2 protein-coding genes are annotated in these 3,155 nt (G+C 70.4%); both read right to left on the minus strand.

Annotated elements, in window-relative coordinates; all coding sequences use genetic code 11:
- Nucleotides 1-2,042: methyl-accepting chemotaxis protein (locus JMO03_RS21360; protein WP_202841823.1), on the minus strand; the 2,042-nt coding region annotated here is incomplete at its 3' end.
- A gap of 140 nt (nt 2,043-2,182) precedes the next feature.
- Nucleotides 2,183-3,155 (minus strand): methyl-accepting chemotaxis protein (locus tag JMO03_RS06705; RefSeq protein WP_238345969.1); only part of this gene is annotated, 973 nt, incomplete at its 5' end.

Raw genomic sequence — 3,155 nt, forward strand, 5'->3', positions numbered from 1 at the left:
TCCATGCTGCGCGCCGCCGCGGTGGCTTCTTCCACCAGTGCCGCGTTCTGCTGGGTGCTCTCGTCCATCTGGGTGATGGCCTGGTTGACCTGCTCGATGCCCGCGCTCTGCTCCTGCGAGGCGGCCGAGATGTCGGCGATGATGTCGGTGACGCGCTTCACGCTGGTCACGATCTCGCCCATGGTGCGGCCGGCCTGGTCGACCAGGTCGTTGCCGTGGCGGACCTTGTCTGCCGAATCGGTGATCAGGGTCTTGATCTCCTTGGCCGCGCCGGCCGAACGCTGGGCCAGCGACCGCACTTCCGCGGCCACGACCGCGAAGCCGCGGCCCTGCTCGCCCGCACGCGCGGCTTCGACCGCGGCGTTGAGCGCCAGGATGTTGGTCTGGAAGGCGATGCCGTCGATCACCCCGATGATGTCGGCGATGCGGTTGGACGACTCGGAGATCGCGGACATGGTCTGGACGACCTTGCCGACCACCTCGCCGCCCTGCGAGGCCACGTCCACTGCGCCGATGGCGAGCTGGTTGGCCTGGCGGGCGTTGTCGGCGTTCTGGCGCACGGTGGAGGTGAGTTCCTCCATCGACGAGGCGGTCTCCTCGAGCGAGGCGGCCTGCTGTTCGGTGCGGCGCGAGAGGTCGTCGTTGCCGGCGGCGATCTCGGACGCGGCCGAGTTGATCGCGTCGCTGCCGGTGCGGATCTGGCCGACGATGTCGGCCAGGCGGTCGACCGTGCGGTTGGCGTCGCTGGCGACCTCGGCGAAGCGGCCGGCCAGGCCGGCGTCGATGCGCCGCGACAGGTCGCCCTCGGCGACCGCCGAGAGCAGGCTGCCGATCTCGCCCAGGCCGGCATCGGCGCTGGACATCAGCAGGTTCAGGTTCTCGATCAGTTCGCGATAGGCGAACTCGAAGCGCGCGCTGTCGCCACGCAAGGTGAAGTCGCCGGCGACCGCGCCGTCGACCAGGCGCTTGACCTCGGCGTTGGTGTCGAGCATCGACTGCTTGACCGCGTCGATCGCGGCCGTGATCTTCGCCTTCTCGCCCGGCAGGCGCTCGAAGTCGCGCGACAGGTCGCCGCGGGCATAGGTGCCGACGAACTCGATCGTGGCCGCATTGGTGTCGATGTGCGACTGCACCAGCGTGTTCACGCCCTCGGCCATGGTGCCGTAGGCGCCGGGGAAGTCCGCGGCGGGGATGCGGTGGCTCATCGCGCCGTCGGCGTGCTGGCGCGCGATCTCCGCCTGCGCGCCCGAGAAGCGCTGCAGCACGTGCTGGATGCCCTGCAGCGATTCGAGCAGGCGCGCGGTTTCATCGTTGCCGCGGACCTCGAGCGCGCCGTCCAGCCGACCCTGCGCCAGGGCGCGGGCGGCGTCGACGGCGCGGCCGATCGGCTGCGTGATCGAACGCGCCAGCATCCAGGACGCGGCGACCAGCAGGGCCAGCACCACGGCCAGCTTGACCAGGGCGGCGCGCAGCGAGGCCCAGACGGCCACCTGCACGTCGTCGACGTAGATGCCCGAACCGACGATCCATCCCCAGGGCGCGAATTCCTGCACGTAGGACACCTTCGCCACAGGAGCGTCCGCGCCCGGCTTGGGCCAGGCGTAATGGATGAAGCCGCCGCCGCCGTCCTTGACCCGCGCCACGGCCTCCATGAACAGGTGCACGCCGTTGGGGTCGGCGAAGCCGGACAGGTCGGTCCCGTCCATTTCCGGCTTGAACGGATGCATCAGCATCCGCGGCTGCATGTCGTTGATCCAGAAGTAGTCGTCGTTGCCGAAGCGCAGCGTCTTCACCGCCGCCATCGCCGCGGCGCGGGCCTCGTCCTCGCCGAGCTCGCCCCGTTCGGCGAGGGCGTGGTAGTGGCCCGCCAAGCTGACCGCCGATTGCACCAGGTCGCGGGTCGCCGCTTCCTTCTCCGCCATCAGGGTGTTGCGTTCATTGATGAGATCGAAGGTCATCACGACCAGCACCGCGAGGACCCCGAGCAGGGTGAGCAGGCCGAGCTTTTGGGAGATCCGGATACGCGAGAGGGGGTTCGACATGGGTGGATCCAGGCTGCGGTAGCGGGCTTGCCGTCGTTATCGGCCGCGATCGCCGGAAATGTTGGGCAGGGGCGGGAGAGTCGCGAAAAAGGCGAGGGCGGCTCGTGCCGCCCTCGCGCGATCCACCGCTCGGCCGGGGATCAGAACTCCTGCCACTCGCCCGCGGCTTCGGCGGCGACCGCGGGGGCCGCCTTGGCGCGGCCGCGCGCGGCAGGCTTGGGACGCGGCGCAGCCGCCGGCGCACGCTTGGGCAGGGCGACCACGCTCGACGGCGCCGCCGCCGGGGCCGGTTCGCTGCGCACGCTGCGCGCCGGTTGCCCGTCCTGCACCCGGAACACCGCGACCGTCTGCACCAGCTGCCCGGCCTGCTGTTCCATGCTGCGCGCCGCCGCGGTGGCTTCTTCCACCAGTGCCGCGTTCTGCTGGGTGCTCTCGTCCATCTGGGTGATGGCCTGGTTGACCTGCTCGATGCCCGCGCTCTGCTCCTGCGAGGCGGCCGAGATGTCGGCGATGATGTCGGTGACGCGCTTCACGCTGGTCACGATCTCGCCCATGGTGCGGCCGGCCTGGTCGACCAGGTCGTTGCCGTGGCGGACCTTGTCTGCCGAATCGGTGATCAGGGTCTTGATCTCCTTGGCCGCGCCGGCCGAACGCTGGGCCAGCGACCGCACTTCCGCGGCCACGACCGCGAAGCCGCGGCCCTGCTCGCCCGCACGCGCGGCTTCGACCGCGGCGTTGAGCGCCAGGATGTTGGTCTGGAAGGCGATGCCGTCGATCACCCCGATGATGTCGGCGATGCGGTTGGACGACTCGGAGATCGCGGACATGGTCTGGACGACCTTGCCGACCACCTCGCCGCCCTGCGAGGCCACGTCCACTGCGCCGATGGCGAGCTGGTTGGCCTGGCGGGCGTTGTCGGCGTTCTGGCGCACGGTGGAGGTGAGTTCCTCCATCGACGAGGCGGTCTCCTCGAGCGAGGCGGCCTGCTGTTCGGTGCGGCGCGAGAGGTCGTCGTTGCCGGCGGCGATCTCGGACGCGGCCGAGTTGATCGCGTCGCTGCCGGTGCGGATCTGGCCGACGATGTCGGCCAGGCGGTCGACCGTGCGGTTGGCG

Origin of the sequence: Luteimonas saliphila, assembly GCF_016774335.1 — a bacterium.
Classification (GTDB): Bacteria; Pseudomonadota; Gammaproteobacteria; order Xanthomonadales; family Xanthomonadaceae; genus Luteimonas; species Luteimonas saliphila.